The following is a 13664-nucleotide window of genomic DNA, read 5'->3' on the forward strand; positions in this document are numbered from 1 at the left end:
TTCATTCAAAAGCGAAAGGTGAAAACTGGCGGCACTGTTCAACCCCACGAAGGAAAACGCCATGTCCACCTCATCCACGCCCACCATGCAGGCCTTGGTGCTCGCATCCCCCCACGGCGCACTGACCCCCACCTGGCTGCCCCGGCCGCAGCCCGCCGCGGGCCAGGTGCTGGTCCGCATCCACGCCAGCGGCGTGAATCCGCTGGACACCAAGATCCGCGCCGGCGCCGCCGAGCACGCCCAGCAACCGCTGCCCGCCGTTTTGGGCATGGACCTTGCCGGCGTGGTGGAGGAGGTGGGGCAGGGCGTCTCTCGCTTCCGGGTGGGGGATGCGGTGTATGGCTTTACCGGCGGCATCGGTGGGCTGCAAGGCAGCTTGGCGCAATACGCTGCGGTGGACGCCCGCCTGTTGGCCCACAAGCCAGGCCGGCTGACCATGCGCCAGGCGGCGGCCTTGCCGCTGGTCTTCATCACCGCCTGGGAGGGCTTGGTGGACCGTGCCAATGTCCGCAGTGGGCACAAGGTGTTGGTGCACGGCGGCGCCGGTGGCGTGGGCCATGTGGCCGTACAGCTGGCCCGCGCCCGGGGTGCCGAGGTGTTTGCCACGGGCACGGCGGCGCAGGCCGGTTACATCCGGTCCCTGGGCGCGACGCCCATCGACCATGAAACAACCTCGGTCGAGGCCTATGTCAATGCGTTCACCGACGGCAAGGGTTTCGATATCGTTTACGACACCGTGGGTGGACCGGTGCTGGATGCGTCGTTTTTGGCGGCCCGCCGCTACTCGGGCCATGTGGTGACGTCGCTGGGCTGGGGCACCCACAAGCTGGCGCCACTGTCGTTCCGGGGTGCGACGTTCTCGGGCGTGTTCACGCTGCTTCCCATCCTCACGGGGGAGTTTCGCGAACACCATGGCGAGATCATGGAGCAGGCCACCACGCTTGCGGAAGCGGGGCAGCTGGTGCCGTTGCTTGACCCGACCAGCTTCACGCTGGATACGGCCGAAGCGGCACACGCCCTGGTCGCTGAGGGCCGTGCCTGTGGCAAGGTGGTGGTGAGCGTGCTGCCATGAGCAAGCCGGGTCAGCCTTTGGCAGAAAGCGACAGCGCGCCAGCCAGCAGGGACGGTGCAGCAGGCACGCGGCTTGGCGCGATGGCCCCCGCGCACGAACACCTTCGCCGCGTGGCCGATGCGCTGATCGCAGCCACCAATGCGTTTGCCGTGGAGCGTGTGCTGGGTCTCTTTGCGCATGACGCCGTGATCGATGACCCCTCCACGGGCCACCGTTTTGATGGCCATGCCGGAATACGCCGCTATGTCGAGCAGTACTTCGTCGGCTACCAGACGGTGACCCGGTTCCTGTCGATGCAACGCCTGGAGCCGCAGCGCGCGAGGGTGCGGGTGGACTTCACGGGGGATTTTGGTCACGAGATCGGCAACCTGGACATCACCCTGGATGCGCAGGGCTTGATCGCCCGGCTGGATGCCGACCTGGAATGAGCGGTGTGAATGGCTTGGTGGCACTAGCGCCCTCAGGGCTGGCGTACGACGCCAGGCTGCACCGGGCTGCACGAGGCGGCGTTGGGCTGTGTTGAGGCGGAATTTGATAGAAAACAGCCTGAAGCGCTAGTGAATCATGCCGTGGTAGCTATCGAAAAGAGAGCATTTTGATCTGGCTTACAGCGGCAGGCAGCCCGCAAACCCCCTGGGCCCTGCTGCTGACACATCCGCCAGCGTCATGGCCTCCAGCCGGTCGTTCTGCCCCGGTATCTTCGTCAGCCGCTGGCCGTTCTGCCAGCGCCACTGCGTGCCGTCGAAGCTGTAGACGAAGGTGTGCGTGCGGTTGGACAGCAGGTGCGCGGGGGTGAGGGTGATGGCCTGGGCAGCGGCTTGCGTCGATGCGTGGGCCTGGGCCTCGTTGTCCTTGATGACGAGCTTGCCCACATAAGGCGTCACGGTGGATTCGGTGCGTGTGACTTCGGGCTGGACCAGGGCGGGGCTGTAGCCAGTCAGGGTCCAGTCGCCCGCCGCGCCGGGGAGTACATGGGGTTGCCGCCCGGCCAGGAACTGGGTGCAGGCGGCGGTGATGGCATCGAAGCTTGTTGTAGCGGGGCCAGTGGCTTCGGGCTTGCTGCAGCCTGCCAGGCCAGCCACCAAGGCGGCAGTGGCTGCCAAGGGGAGGGAGGCACGGGAGCGGTGGTGTGGCTGCGTCATCAGGCGGGGGGGTGGTGGTTCGTCGGGATGTTCGGCGGTGCGGTCAGGCTGCATTGTGGGTGGCCGACTGCATTGGGGCTTGATGGAAATCAAGGCGCGAGGGCTTTTACGGCGGCGTGGTGCGCGTTGTCAGCGCGTCATCTTCACCCCGGTACCAGCGCAGCAGGGCGCTGGGCGGCGTGGCAACGGTGCTGTCCAGCGCGGCCAACACCGCCGCGTTGAGTTCGTGGGCGCGGGCGGGCAAGGGTTGGTCGCGGTAGGCGAGGGCGGTGCCGGCCATCAGTGCTTCGGCGTCCACCAGCAGGCGCAGGTTTTGCGGGATGGTGGGCGACTGCTCTGCGCAGTGCGTGGCCGACAGGGAGTGCGCTTTGCGGCAGGCGGCGGGGCGCACGGTGTAGATGGCGCAGCGATCATCAACGAGAAAGCTGCAGGGCTGGCGGGTGGGCCGGGCTGTGCGGGGTTGGCCGCGCTTGCTGCAGCCCCATGCTGTTGCAGGCGCCGTGTGGTTGCGGCTTGGTCCGCATCGGGCAGAGAGCGCAGGTACTGGGCAATGTGCAGCACCTCGGGCTCGGTGGCTTCCACGCGCAGGTAGCAGCAGTGGGCGCAGCCTGCCTGGCACGCCAGCTGGGGGCCGGTGGCGCGGGCTTGCTCGGCCACCGCGTCCAGGCCCTGGTGCAGTTGCGCGATGAAATCGACGGCAGCCTGGGCGGTGGCTTCGGTAGTCGCCTCGTCAGCGGTGATGGCGTCTGTGCCATCGGCTGCCGCGCCCTGTGTGGCGTTGGTCTGCGCCGCTCGCAGTGCCCGCCCGGCCGCACTGCGTACGCGGGCGATGGATTGCAGGAAGGCCGCTTGCTCGGCCTCGGTCAGCGCTGGGTCGGGCGGGCTCGTCATGGGGCTGCGTGGAACGTGTTGGACGGCGCAGGCGCAGTGGGTGCCAAAGGCAGCCACACGCTGGCCGCCAGGCCGGAGCCGTCTGCTGCATCGCTGGCTGCCGCCAGTTCCAGCCGCCCTTCCATCAATTGCACATACCGCGCCACGATGGCCAAGCCCAGCCCCGCGCCCTGGCCCAGGTGCTGGCCCTGGTCGCCCTGCGCCCAGCGCTGCTGCAACTGCTGCGCCAGCGCGGCGTCCACACCGGGGCCATTGTCGGTCACGCGCAGCACGCCAAAGCCTGGCTCGGTGCTCAGCGCCACCGTGATGCGGGGTGGCGTAGTACCGCGCCCGTAGCGCAGTGCGTTGTCCAGCAGGTTGTTCAGGATGCCTTCCACCAGCGCGATGTTGCCTCGCACCACCACGGCCTGGTCCAGGCCCTCGGCGCCCAGGTCCACCCCGAGCGCATCGGCGCGTGGCAGGTAGCGCAGCAGCACGTCGCGCACCAGGGTGTGCAGGGCCAGCGGCTGCAACGTCAGCGCAATGCCGCCTTCGGCCGCGCGGGCCAGGGCCAGCAGCTGGTCGACGGTGCGGCTGGCGCGCTGTTCGGCTTGGGCGATGCCTTCGATTTCGCTGCGCCAGACGGCCGGGTCGTTGTGGGCCAGCGCGTGAGCGGCCTGGGCGCGGATGCCTGCGAGCGGAGTGCGCAGCTCGTGCGCCACGTTGCCCGCAAACTCACGCTGGGCATGCAGGCTTTGCTGCACGCGTGCCAGCAAGCCGTCCAGGGCTACGCCCAGGCGTTGCACGTCGCTGGTGCTGGCCTGTTGCGTCAGCGTGGGCGGCAGGGGTTGCAGGTCGGCAGCGTCGCGCTGGTCCATGGCGTCCTGCAGTGCGCCCAGCGGATGCAGGTCGCGTTCTATGCCGCGCAGCAGCCATGATCCCAGCACCACCAGCAGCCACAACTGGGCCAGGCCCGAGTACACCAGCAACCGGCGCAGCAGCTGCGTGCGCTCGGCCGTGGTCTGCGCGATGACGACGGTGAACGACGGCGGCCCTGCAATCTGCAAGGTGGCGCGCCGCATCTCGCGCCCGTCCTGCGAGAGGTGCGAAAAGGCGTGGCTGCCGCCCGCCGCCACCACGCCCGGCGCCAGGTGCGAGTCCCCAGCGATGAAAGTGCCGTCAGTGGCATACACCGCAAACCACACGGTTTCGCTCTGGTCAAAGCGCAACAGGCCCACCTCGCGCGGGGTGAGGTCTAGCTGCAAGGGGGGGCTTGCCAAGCCTCCCGTCTGGCCACCGCGCACGTGGGCCGCCAGCGCGTGGGCGTCGTCCAGCAAGGCGCGGTCAAACGCCTCGGCCACAAAGTGGTTGCCCACGCCCAGCACCACCGTGCTGCCCAGCCCCCAGATCAGCACGAGCGACAGCAGCACGCGCCGGCCTATGCGCTGGCGCAGGTCGGGCGGCTGCTGGTGCAGCGGTGCGGGGCCTGGTTCAGGGCTGGCCAACGTCATCCTCTAGCACGTAACCGAGCCCGCGCAGCGTGCGTATGGTCGCGCCGCTGCCCGCAATCTTGCGCCGCAGGCGGGAGAACGAGGCCTCCAGTGCGTTCTCACCGACCACCTCGCCGCCATCCGACAGGCGCGAGGACAAGTCGCCCTTGCTCAGCACACGGCCGGGCGGGGTCATCAGCTCCCACAGCAGGTCGAATTCGCGTGCGGGCAGCTCCAGCGGTTGCTCCGCCACGCTGACGCGGCGCGCCTGGCGGTCCAGCACCAGCTGGCCCACGGTGACGATGTCGGCGGTGCCGCTGGCGCGCCGCAGCAGGGCGCGCAGGCGGGCTTCCACCTCTTTGAGCTCGTAGGGCTTGCCCAGGTAGTCGTCGGCGCCGGCGTCCAGCCCGGCAATGCGCTCCTCGGTGCTGTCGCGTGCGCTGAGCACCAGCACGGGGGTGCGGTCGCCGCGCGCGCGCGCGCTGCGCAGCGCAGTGAGGCCGCTGCCCAGGCCGCTGCGCGCGTGGGCGGCGTGGGGCAGGTTCAGGTCCAGCAGCACGGCATCGAAAGACTGTACGGCCCACCAGTGCTGGGCCTCTTCCACGGTATGGGCCAGCTCGACGCGGTGGCCCGCGTTTTCGAGGCCCTGGGCCATGGTGCGGCTGAGCACGGGGTCGTCTTCCACCAGGAGGAGGCGCATGGAGATGTGAGTTCTACGTGAAATTACGCATGGCCAAGATCAGCCTGCGATCAGGTTCGATGGGGATAGTCCGCTCGTCAGCATACCCCAGCCCTGCGCGCCATTTGCGCAGCCGGCGGGGGGCGTCAAGCCTATCAGGAGACAACCTTTTCATGATCAACCGCAATCTACTCAGAGGCTTTGCCCTCATGGCTCTGGCGCTGGGCTTCGGCCTGCCGTCCATGGGCTATTCACTGGGGACGCTCGGCCGCGCAGGGCCGGGCATGTTCCCATTCATCGTCAGCTGCATGCTGTTTGTGATCGGGGTCATCACCGTGGTGCGTGCACGCCTGGTGGCGCCGGTGCCCATGGACTTTCAGGTCCGCAACATCGCCATCATCCTGGGCAGCCTGTGCGGCTTTGCCGCGCTGTCGCACTTTGTGAACATGATCGCGGGCATCGTGTTTCTGGTGTTCTGCTCGGGGTTTGCGGGTACGTCGTACTCGTGGAAGCGCAACCTGAAGATCGCTGCGGTGCTGGTCGGCATCGCGTTTGCATTCCAAAAGCTGCTGGGCGTGAGCCTGCCGCTGTACTGAGGTCTCCGCCATGGAAGTCTTGAACAACCTCGCGTTTGGCTTCAGCCACGCGCTGACTTTGCAGAACCTGATGTTCTGCGCCCTGGGCTGCACCGTGGGCACCCTGGTGGGCCTGCTGCCGGGCCTGGGCCCGCTGGCCACCATCAGCCTGCTGCTGCCGCTGACTTATTCGATCGACACCACCGGCGCACTCATCATGCTGGCCGGTATCTACTACGGTGCGCAATACGGCGACAGCGTGAGCGCCATCACCATGAAGATTCCGCACGCGAGCAGTATCGTGGCGTGTATCGACGGGTATGCGATGACGTTGAAAGGGAAAACGGGGCTGGCTCTGTTCACCGCCGGGTTCTCCAGCTTCATCGGGGGCACAGTGGCCATTGTGGTGCTGGCTTTCCTGGCGCCCAGCCTGGGCGAGGTGGCCTTTTTGTTCGGCCCTGCCGACTACTGCGCGCTGATGCTGGTGGGCTTTGTGTGCGTGAGCTTTGTGACCACCGGCAGTCTGCTCAATGGCCTGGCCATGTGCATGGTGGGTGTGCTGCTGGGCTCCATCGGTACCGACGTGAACAGCGGCCTGGCCCGCTTCACCTGGGACGCTCCGTTCCTGGCCGACGGCGTGGGCATTGTGAGCATTGCGCTGGGCTGCTTCGGCATTGCCGAGATCGCCAAGAACCTCGACTCGCGTGAAGAGCGCTCGCCCTTCAACGGCAAGATCAAGCTCATGCCCACCTGGCCCGAGTTCAAGCGCATCATCCCCAGTGCCCTGCGTGGCAGCGTGGTGGGCTCCATCCTGGGCATCCTGCCCGGCGGCGGCCCCGTGATTGCCCAATTTGCGGCCTACGCATTGGACAAGAAGGTCAGCAAGTACAAGCACGAGATCGGCACCGGCTGCATCGAAGGCGTGGCCGGCCAGGCTGCGGCTGACGAAGCGGCTGCACGCACCAGCTTCATCCCGCTGATGAGCATCGGCATCCCCGAGAACGCTGTGATGGCGCTGATGATGGCCGCGTTCATCATCAAGGGCATCCAGCCCGGCCCCAACATGATTGCCGGCCACCCCGAACTGTTCTGGGGTCTGGTGGCCAGCATGTGGATCGGCAACTGCTTCTTGCTGGTGCTGAACGTGCCCCTGGTGCGCTACTGGCTGTCGGTGTTCAAGATTCCGTACAACGTGCTGTTCCCGGCGATCCTTTTCTTCTGCTGCATCGGTACTTACAGCATCAACAACAACCTCGACGACGTGTTCATCACGGTGGCGTTTGGTGCGCTGGGCTATCTGTTCATGCGGCTGGAGATGGACCCGTCGCCGCTGATGCTGGGCTTCATCCTGGGCCCCATGCTGGAGGAGAACTTCCGCCGCTCCATGCTGCTGTCGCGCGGCAGCTTCGAGGTGTTCATCAACCGCCCCATCAGCGGCACGCTGATCAGCCTGATCGCTGCTTTCGTCCTGTGGCAGATCTTTGTGTTCTTCCGCCAGCGCGGCAGGGCCAAGGAGATGGTGGTAGCGCCTGCGGCGAGCTAACGCTTGACTCTCTGTGTGCCGCCTTGGCGGCTTTGCAAGGCCGGTCACCCTGGGTGACCGGCCTTTTTTTTGTAGCTCACTCCACCTGCCACCAGGCGGGTAGCAACGCAATCACCTGCGCTTGCGCAAACCGGTCGTCCATCAGGTGCACTGCGCCCTCGTCGCTGGGCGTGCGGATCACGCGGCCTGCGGCCTGCACCACCTTTTGCAGGCCGGGGTAGAGGTAGGTGTAGTCGTAGCCCTCGCCAAACAGCGCCTGCATGCGCTCGCGAACCTGCTCGTTGACGGGGTTGACCTGCGGCAGGCCCAGGGTGGCCAGAAATGCGCCGATGAGGCGCTTGCCCGGCAGATCGATGCCCTCGGCAAATGCGCCGCCCAGCACCGCAAAGGCAATGCCCCGGCTGGTGTCGGTGAAGCGGGCCAGAAAATCGCGTTGTTCACCCTCCAGCATGCGACGCGACTGGCACCAGTGCGGCACATCGGGGTGCCGCTGCGCAAACAGCGCGGCGGCCTGCTGCAGGTAGTCATAGCTGCTGAAGAACGCCAGGTAGTTGCCGGGCCGCGCGCGAAACTGCTGCGCCATCAGAGCCGCAATGGGTGCCAGCGACGCTGCGCGGTGCGGGTAGCGTGTGGAGATGTGGCGCGCCACCTGCACCTGCAGCTGGTGCGCGGCAAAGGGTGACTCCACATCTACCCACGCATGGTTATCGGGCAGGCCCAGCAGATCGGCGTAGTAGCGCGCGGGCTGCAGCGTGGCCGAGAACAAGGTGCTGGTGTGCGCGGCGGCCAGCCGGGGTTGCAGGAAGGGTGCGGGCACCACGTTGCGGATGCAGACCACGGAATCGCCGGGCTTGAAGGTGCGGTGGTGGGTGGCAGAGGCCTGGGTGATGTCCACCATCGAATGCGCATCCAGCAGGTCGGCCATGCGCTGCAGGTGCAGGGCGTCGAAGTAGAACGTTTGCAACGCACCGTCCGGCTCGGTGGGGTGCTCGGTGAAATGTTCGTTGAGGGTGGTGGTGCACTGCTGCAGCGCAGCCAGCAGCTTGTCCGGCAAGGCTTCGAGCACCGTGTAGGGAGCGGTGTGCGCCTTGTCCAGCGCCACCCAGGCGCGGCGCACCTTGTCCAGCGCCTTCTTCACGGGCGCGTGCTGCGCAGCGGTGGGGCTGCTGCGGGCCTGGGCCAGGGCGGCGGGGTGCAACTCGGCAGTGAACATCTTGCGGCCGCGCTCCACCAGGTTGTGGGCTTCGTCCACCAGCAGCGCCGTGCGCCACTGGTTGGCCTGGGCCAGGCCGTGCAGCAGGCCGCCGAGGTCAAAGTAGTAGTTGTAGTCACCCACCACCACATCGGCCCAGCGGGCCAGCTCCTGGCTCAGGTAGTAAGGGCAGACCTCGTGCTGCAGGGCAACCTCACGCACTCGGGCTAGTAGCAAAGCGGGGACGCTTTTCCCTTCCATGGTGGTGGCCACCGCCGCTGCGCGTGCGGCGGGCAGCCGGTCGTAGAAGCCCCGGGCCAGCGGGCACGATTCGCCGTGGCAGGCCTTGTCCGGGTGTTCACACGCCTTGTCGCGCGCCACCAGTTCCAGCACGCGCAGTGGCAGCGCCGGTGCGCTGTCAGACAGGCGCGCCAGCGCATCCAGCGCCATCTGCCGGCCTGAGGTTTTGGCGGCCAGAAAAAACACCTTGTCGATGCGCTGCGCAGGTGCGGCCTTGAGCAGCGGGAACAGCGTGCCCATGGTCTTGCCAATGCCTGTGGGCGCTTGGGCCAGCAGGCAGCGGCCCGCCACTGCGGCCTTGTACACAGCCTCGGCCAGTGGGCGCTGGCCCGTGCGAAAGCCGCCAAACGGAAACGCCAGCGCATTCAGAGCCGTATCGCGAGCGGCACGGTGGTCCATCTGCTGTTCGGCCCAGGCAATGAAGCGCTGGCACTGTGCCTCGAAGTGCTGGCGCAGGTCGTCAGCGCTGCAGCGCTCGGTAAACACCGTCTCCTGCTGCGTGCCCACATCCAGGTACACCAGCGCTACGTCGATCTGCTCCAGCTGCTCTTGCTCACACAGCAGCCAGCCATACACCTTGGCCTGCGCCCAGTGCAGGTGGCGGTGTGATGCGGGCTGGCGGTCCAGCCGCCCTTTGAAGGTTTTGACCTCGTCGATGCGCTGTTGGGCAGGGTCATAGCCATCGGCCCGGCCGCGCACACGCAGGCTTTGGTAGCTGCCACTCAGCGAAACTTCAGCGCGGTAGCGCGCGCCTCGGCGCGATGCAGCTACCGCATGCCCTGCGATGCCCTCCAGCGCGGTGGGCGCGGGCGTGAAGCGCAAGTCCAGGTCACCCTGCTTGGCGGTGAACTCGCACAGCTCGCGCACCGCCACGGTGTAGGTCATGGCGCGGAGTGGGGGCTGTCGATGGCAGGAGCGAAAGCTTCACCCAGATGCGCCTGGGCCGGGTCTTCCTCACTGCGCAGCGGCGTGGCCTTGCACAACGCCATCCACACCGCAAAGGGCAAGGTGCAGCGGTTGTGCCTTGCAGGGCGCAGCAGCTCAAAGCGCCCATCCTCCACACTGCCATGCAGCACCCAGATGCCGAAGTGCTCGGGGATCTCATCAGGCTCGGCGATGCCGGCCGGGAAGACGTAGTAACACTCCTCGCACAGCCACTGGTAGGCCTGCCGCTTGGCGTCGTGCCGCAGGTCCGACAGCAGGTCGGCCCGGCTCGCCTTCACCTCATGCACCATGGGCTGCAGGTAGGCGGGCACCGAGGTGTTGCGCACCGAGAACAGATCGGGCCGGGCCATGCGCCAGACGTGGGCGGCGCGTGCGGCGGGGGTGTGGTCGTCGTCGGCCCACAGGGGTGCCATGACCGGTGCCGTGTTGGCGGGCGCATCGCCCGTGGCCGCAGGCAGCACCCCATCCACAACCGGCACGGTGTCGATCACCGCGCGCAGTGACAGTTCGGTCCATACGATTCGCCCCGAAGCCAGCAACTGCGCTGCGAACTTCTGCCCCAGCCGGTCGTGCAGGCTCAGCGCCCGCACGCTGCGCTGACGGGCCTGCGCCAGGGTGCGGATGCCTTCATCGGTGAGGCGCAGGGTTTCGCAACCATCGGCCGCAATGTGCAGCCTGATGAGGCCCGCAGCCAGCAGGTCAATCTCCAGTCCATCCTTGCACGGCCAGCCTGCCGAGCGCCAGATCTGCATCAGGCGCGTGCGGTGAAAGCGTGTGATCTGCGTGGAGGGCGGGGAGTCCGAAGTGGGGGTGTGCAGCACCGTCATGGCGGGGTGGTTGGGCTGGCGGGATACTGATTTTAATCACAGTGTCTGGCTGGCGCTGCTTTTTGGATGGGAGGAAGTGTGTTGCAGACGAATTTAGGTCAGATCGGCATCTAGTGCACGATGAATATGCGCTGGTAGCTATTGAAAAAGGAGCGCTCTAACAAACACCTTGCAAGGGACCCGAATGAATCCCACAAGGATTTGAATGAGGATGCTCTTGCCCGATGTGAGAGGAACAATCGGAAGGTGCCATGGACCGTCTATGCAGCGGGTGAATTGAAAGCGACTTCGAGAGGCTGCAATGCAGCGATTGCGGCTGTTCATTGTTAGTCATTTATGTACGGTAAGCGGTCGCAAGCAGACATATAGAAGTTCTCAATGCCTGTAGAAGTTCCGGCAAAAGTCTCTCACGCATCCTCTCGGCGCCGGTGCGATCAGTAGCCAAGCAGGATCGGCGCGCTGGCTAGCTTGGATGGGCTCCTGGGCCAGCGGCAAGCTCACCGGATCGCGCCCGCACAAAGTCCACAAACGCCCGCAATGGGGCTGGCAATAGCTTGCGGCCCGTGTAGTACAGAAATGGGCCTGAGAAGCTTGGCCACCAGTCAGCCAACACAGGCTCCAGCCTGCCGCTGTCTAAATGCGGCCGCAGCCAGTCTTCGAACATGTAGACCACGCCGGCGCCGCCGATGGCGGCATCTACCGCCAGATCGGCCGCTGCGCCCAGGCGCACCACCATGCGTGGCACCGGGTCCACCCGCAGCGATTCGCCGTCGCGCTCGAAGTCCCACGGCGGTACGGTGCCGCTGGCGAAACGCCCGCGCAGGCAGGCATGGTTCAGCAACTCGCGGGGGTGCTCCGGACGCCCGTAGCGGTCCAGGTAGGCGGGCGAGGCGGCGGCCGCGAAGCGCTGCACGCGCGGGCCGATGGGCACGGCCACCATGTCCTGCTCCAGGCGCTCGTCGTAGCGGATACCGGCGTCGCAGCCGCTGGCCAGCAGGTCCACAAATCCATCCTCGGCAATGACGTCGAGTTGGATGTCGGGAAAGGCCTCCAAGAAGTCCGGCACCAGTGCCGGCAGCACCAGGCGCGATGCGCTCATGGGCACGTTCAGGCGCAAGGTGCCAGCAGGCTTGTCTCGGAAGCCGTTGACCACGTCCAGCGCACTTTCCACCTCATCCAGCGCCGGGCCCAGGCGCTCCAGCAGGCGCTGGCCGGCTTCGGTGGGCACCACGCTCCGGGTGGTGCGGTGCAAAAGCCGCACGCCCAACTGGTCCTCTAACCGCCGAACGGCCAGACTCAGACCCGAGGCGCTGCTGCCGCTGGCCCGGGCCCCTTCTCGGAAGCCCCTGGTGCGCGCCACCGCCAGAAACGCATTGAGGTCACCTAGATCGATTTTCATTGTTTCAAATTCTGCACAGCCTGTGCTAATTGTGCTGGCTTATCAATCAATGGTGTGGTGGCTAGAGTCAATGCCACCCCTACCCACTCTGGAGATGACGACATGATGTACCCCCAAAGCGCCGCCACCACCTTCGTCCTGGGAGACCGCCCTGTGCGTCGCCTGGGTTACGGCGCCATGCAACTGGCCGGCCCCGGCGTGTTTGGCCCACCCAAGGACCGCGCCTCCGCACTTGCGGTACTGCGGGCCGCCGTCGAGGCGGGCGTGAACCACATCGACACCAGCGATTTCTACGGGCCCCACATCACCAACCAGCTCATCCGCGAAGCGCTGCACCCCTACCGAGATGACTTGGTCATCGTGACCAAGGTCGGCTGCGTGCGCGGCGCTGACGCATCGTGGGGCCCGGCCTTCTCGGCCGAGCAGTTGCGCCAGGCGGTGCACGACAACCTGCGCAACCTGGGCCTGGACAGGTTGGAGGTGGTGAACCTGCGCGCCATGTTCGATGTGCACGGCCCCGCCGAAGGCTCATTGGAGGCACCCCTCACAGCCTTGGCGGAACTGCAGCAGCAAGGACTGGTACGCCACATCGGTCTGAGCAACGTCACGGCCAAGCAGATCGCCGATAGCCAACGCATCTGCCGCATCGCCTGCGTGCAGAACCAATACAACCTCGTGCACCGGAATGACGATGTGTTGATCGATAGCTTGGCCCGCGAAGGCGTGCCCTACGTGCCTTTCTTCCCGCTGGGTGGCTTTTCGCCATTGCAATCGGCGGGCTTGTCGGAGGTGGCGCGGCTACTGGGTGCCACACCCATGCAGGTGGCCTTGGCTTGGCTGCTGCGGCGGTCACCCAACATCCTGCTGATCCCCGGCACCTCGTCGGTGAAGCACCTGCATGAGAACCAGGCGGCTGGCAGATTGAACCTGCCGGAAGAGGCGATGGACCGGCTTGGGCAGGTGGCGGCGGCGTGATGCAATTCGGGCCCCCTGGTTCTGATTCCGGGCCGCAAAGCCCTGCAACGCGAACACGGACCCGTGATGTCCGCGAGAGGCGGCCTTAGGTACATTGCACCGGCTGCTTTGGGCGCACAGCAGCTGCTTGAACATTCCAGGTGAGCGTCGGAAATCAACCTGAAGCTGTAACGCCGGAAGTCCGTTGTGCAGCAAATAGCCGCCAGTGAATTCGAATCGACGAAATCACGGTATGTGATGCAAAGCGGTCGTTGCTTGGACGCAAGCACCAAAAAAAGCACCGCAAGCGATGCCCTTCAGGGCTTGTACGGCAGGGCTTGCCGCCTTACAGGGCCTTGACCAGTTCCGGCACAGCCGTGAACAGATCCGCTTCCAGCCCATAGTCAGCCACGCTGAAGATCGGCGCCTCAGGGTCCTTGTTGATCGCCACGATCACCTTCGAATCCTTCATGCCCGCCAAGTGCTGGATGGCACCCGAGATACCGGCCGCGATGTACAGCTGCGGCGCCACGATCTTGCCCGTCTGGCCCACTTGCCAGTCGTTCGGTGCGTAGCCTGCGTCCACCGCCGCGCGGCTGGCACCGAGAGCCGCACCCAGCTTGTCGGCCAGCGGGGTCATGACTTCGTCGAACTTTTCCTTGCTGCCCAGCGCCCG

14 protein-coding genes are annotated in these 13664 nt (G+C 66.2%); 5 read left to right on the top strand and 9 right to left on the bottom strand.

The window, feature by feature from the left end:
- Window positions 1-61 precede the first annotated feature (61 nt).
- Window positions 62-1072: a zinc-dependent alcohol dehydrogenase family protein gene (locus tag ASD94_RS03660; RefSeq protein ID WP_056638760.1), complete on the top strand. Its 1011-nt coding sequence runs from the start codon at window positions 62-64 to the stop codon at window positions 1070-1072.
- Window positions 1069-1500: a nuclear transport factor 2 family protein gene (locus tag ASD94_RS03665; protein WP_235510556.1), complete on the top strand. Its 432-nt coding sequence runs from the start codon at window positions 1069-1071 to the stop codon at window positions 1498-1500. The genes ASD94_RS03660 and ASD94_RS03665 overlap by 4 nt, the downstream gene beginning before the upstream one ends.
- A gap of 177 nt (window positions 1501-1677) precedes the next feature.
- Here the strand turns inward: ASD94_RS03665 and ASD94_RS03670 are convergent, their stop codons facing one another.
- From ASD94_RS03670 to ASD94_RS03685, 5 genes are all read right to left on the bottom strand, one after another.
- Window positions 1678-2214: a hypothetical protein gene (locus tag ASD94_RS03670; protein WP_056638817.1), complete on the bottom strand. Its 537-nt coding sequence runs from the start codon at window positions 2212-2214 to the stop codon at window positions 1678-1680.
- Window positions 2215-2320: 106 nt separating this feature from the next.
- Window positions 2321-2494, bottom strand: a complete 174-nt coding sequence (locus ASD94_RS23010; protein ID WP_235510558.1) for a hypothetical protein — start codon at window positions 2492-2494, stop codon at window positions 2321-2323.
- Window positions 2494-3105 carry a hypothetical protein gene (locus tag ASD94_RS03675; RefSeq protein WP_082576735.1) on the bottom strand — a complete coding sequence of 204 codons (612 nt, stop codon included), beginning with the start codon at window positions 3103-3105 and terminating at the stop codon, window positions 2494-2496. The genes ASD94_RS23010 and ASD94_RS03675 overlap by 1 nt, the downstream gene beginning before the upstream one ends.
- Entirely contained in the window at window positions 3102-4595 is a 1494-nt protein-coding gene (locus ASD94_RS03680; protein WP_056638763.1) for a sensor histidine kinase, read from the bottom strand. The genes ASD94_RS03675 and ASD94_RS03680 overlap by 4 nt, the downstream gene beginning before the upstream one ends.
- On the bottom strand, window positions 4576-5274 hold the full coding sequence (locus ASD94_RS03685; RefSeq protein ID WP_056638766.1) for a response regulator transcription factor: 699 nt from the start codon (window positions 5272-5274) through the stop codon (window positions 4576-4578). Before ASD94_RS03685 ends, ASD94_RS03680 begins: the two co-directional genes overlap by 20 nt.
- A 152-nt stretch (window positions 5275-5426) precedes the next feature.
- Here ASD94_RS03685 and ASD94_RS03690 point away from each other — a divergent pair, with 152 nt between their 5' ends.
- On the top strand, window positions 5427-5849 hold the full coding sequence (locus tag ASD94_RS03690) for a tripartite tricarboxylate transporter TctB family protein (RefSeq protein WP_056638768.1): 423 nt from the start codon (window positions 5427-5429) through the stop codon (window positions 5847-5849).
- Window positions 5850-5859: 10 nt separating this feature from the next.
- Window positions 5860-7371 (top strand): tripartite tricarboxylate transporter permease, encoded by a 1512-nt coding sequence (locus ASD94_RS03695; protein ID WP_056638771.1) that lies wholly within the window; start codon window positions 5860-5862, stop codon window positions 7369-7371.
- Between the two features lie 76 nt (window positions 7372-7447).
- On the opposite strand, the gene ASD94_RS03700 is transcribed toward ASD94_RS03695, so the two are convergent.
- From ASD94_RS03700 to ASD94_RS03710, 3 genes are all read right to left on the bottom strand, one after another.
- Window positions 7448-9748 carry an ATP-dependent DNA helicase gene (locus ASD94_RS03700; RefSeq protein ID WP_056638774.1) on the bottom strand — a complete coding sequence of 767 codons (2301 nt, stop codon included), beginning with the start codon at window positions 9746-9748 and terminating at the stop codon, window positions 7448-7450.
- Complete coding sequence (locus ASD94_RS03705) at window positions 9745-10635, bottom strand: hypothetical protein (RefSeq protein WP_082576736.1); 891 nt, start codon at window positions 10633-10635, stop codon at window positions 9745-9747. Before ASD94_RS03705 ends, ASD94_RS03700 begins: the two co-directional genes overlap by 4 nt.
- Window positions 10636-11098: 463 nt before the next feature.
- Window positions 11099-12034 carry a LysR family transcriptional regulator gene (locus tag ASD94_RS03710; RefSeq protein ID WP_056638777.1) on the bottom strand — a complete coding sequence of 312 codons (936 nt, stop codon included), beginning with the start codon at window positions 12032-12034 and terminating at the stop codon, window positions 11099-11101.
- Between the two features lie 105 nt (window positions 12035-12139).
- Here ASD94_RS03710 and ASD94_RS03715 point away from each other — a divergent pair, with 105 nt between their 5' ends.
- Window positions 12140-13009, top strand: a complete 870-nt coding sequence (locus tag ASD94_RS03715; RefSeq protein ID WP_056638822.1) for an aldo/keto reductase family oxidoreductase — start codon at window positions 12140-12142, stop codon at window positions 13007-13009.
- A 325-nt stretch (window positions 13010-13334) separates the two neighbouring features.
- Here ASD94_RS03715 and ASD94_RS03720 read toward each other — a convergent pair.
- A partial coding sequence (locus tag ASD94_RS03720) for an electron transfer flavoprotein subunit alpha/FixB family protein (RefSeq protein WP_200954176.1) occupies window positions 13335-13664 on the bottom strand: 330 nt, incomplete at its 5' end.

It is taken from the genome of Acidovorax sp. Root70 (assembly GCF_001428225.1).
GTDB lineage: Bacteria > Pseudomonadota > Gammaproteobacteria > Burkholderiales > Burkholderiaceae_C > Acidovorax.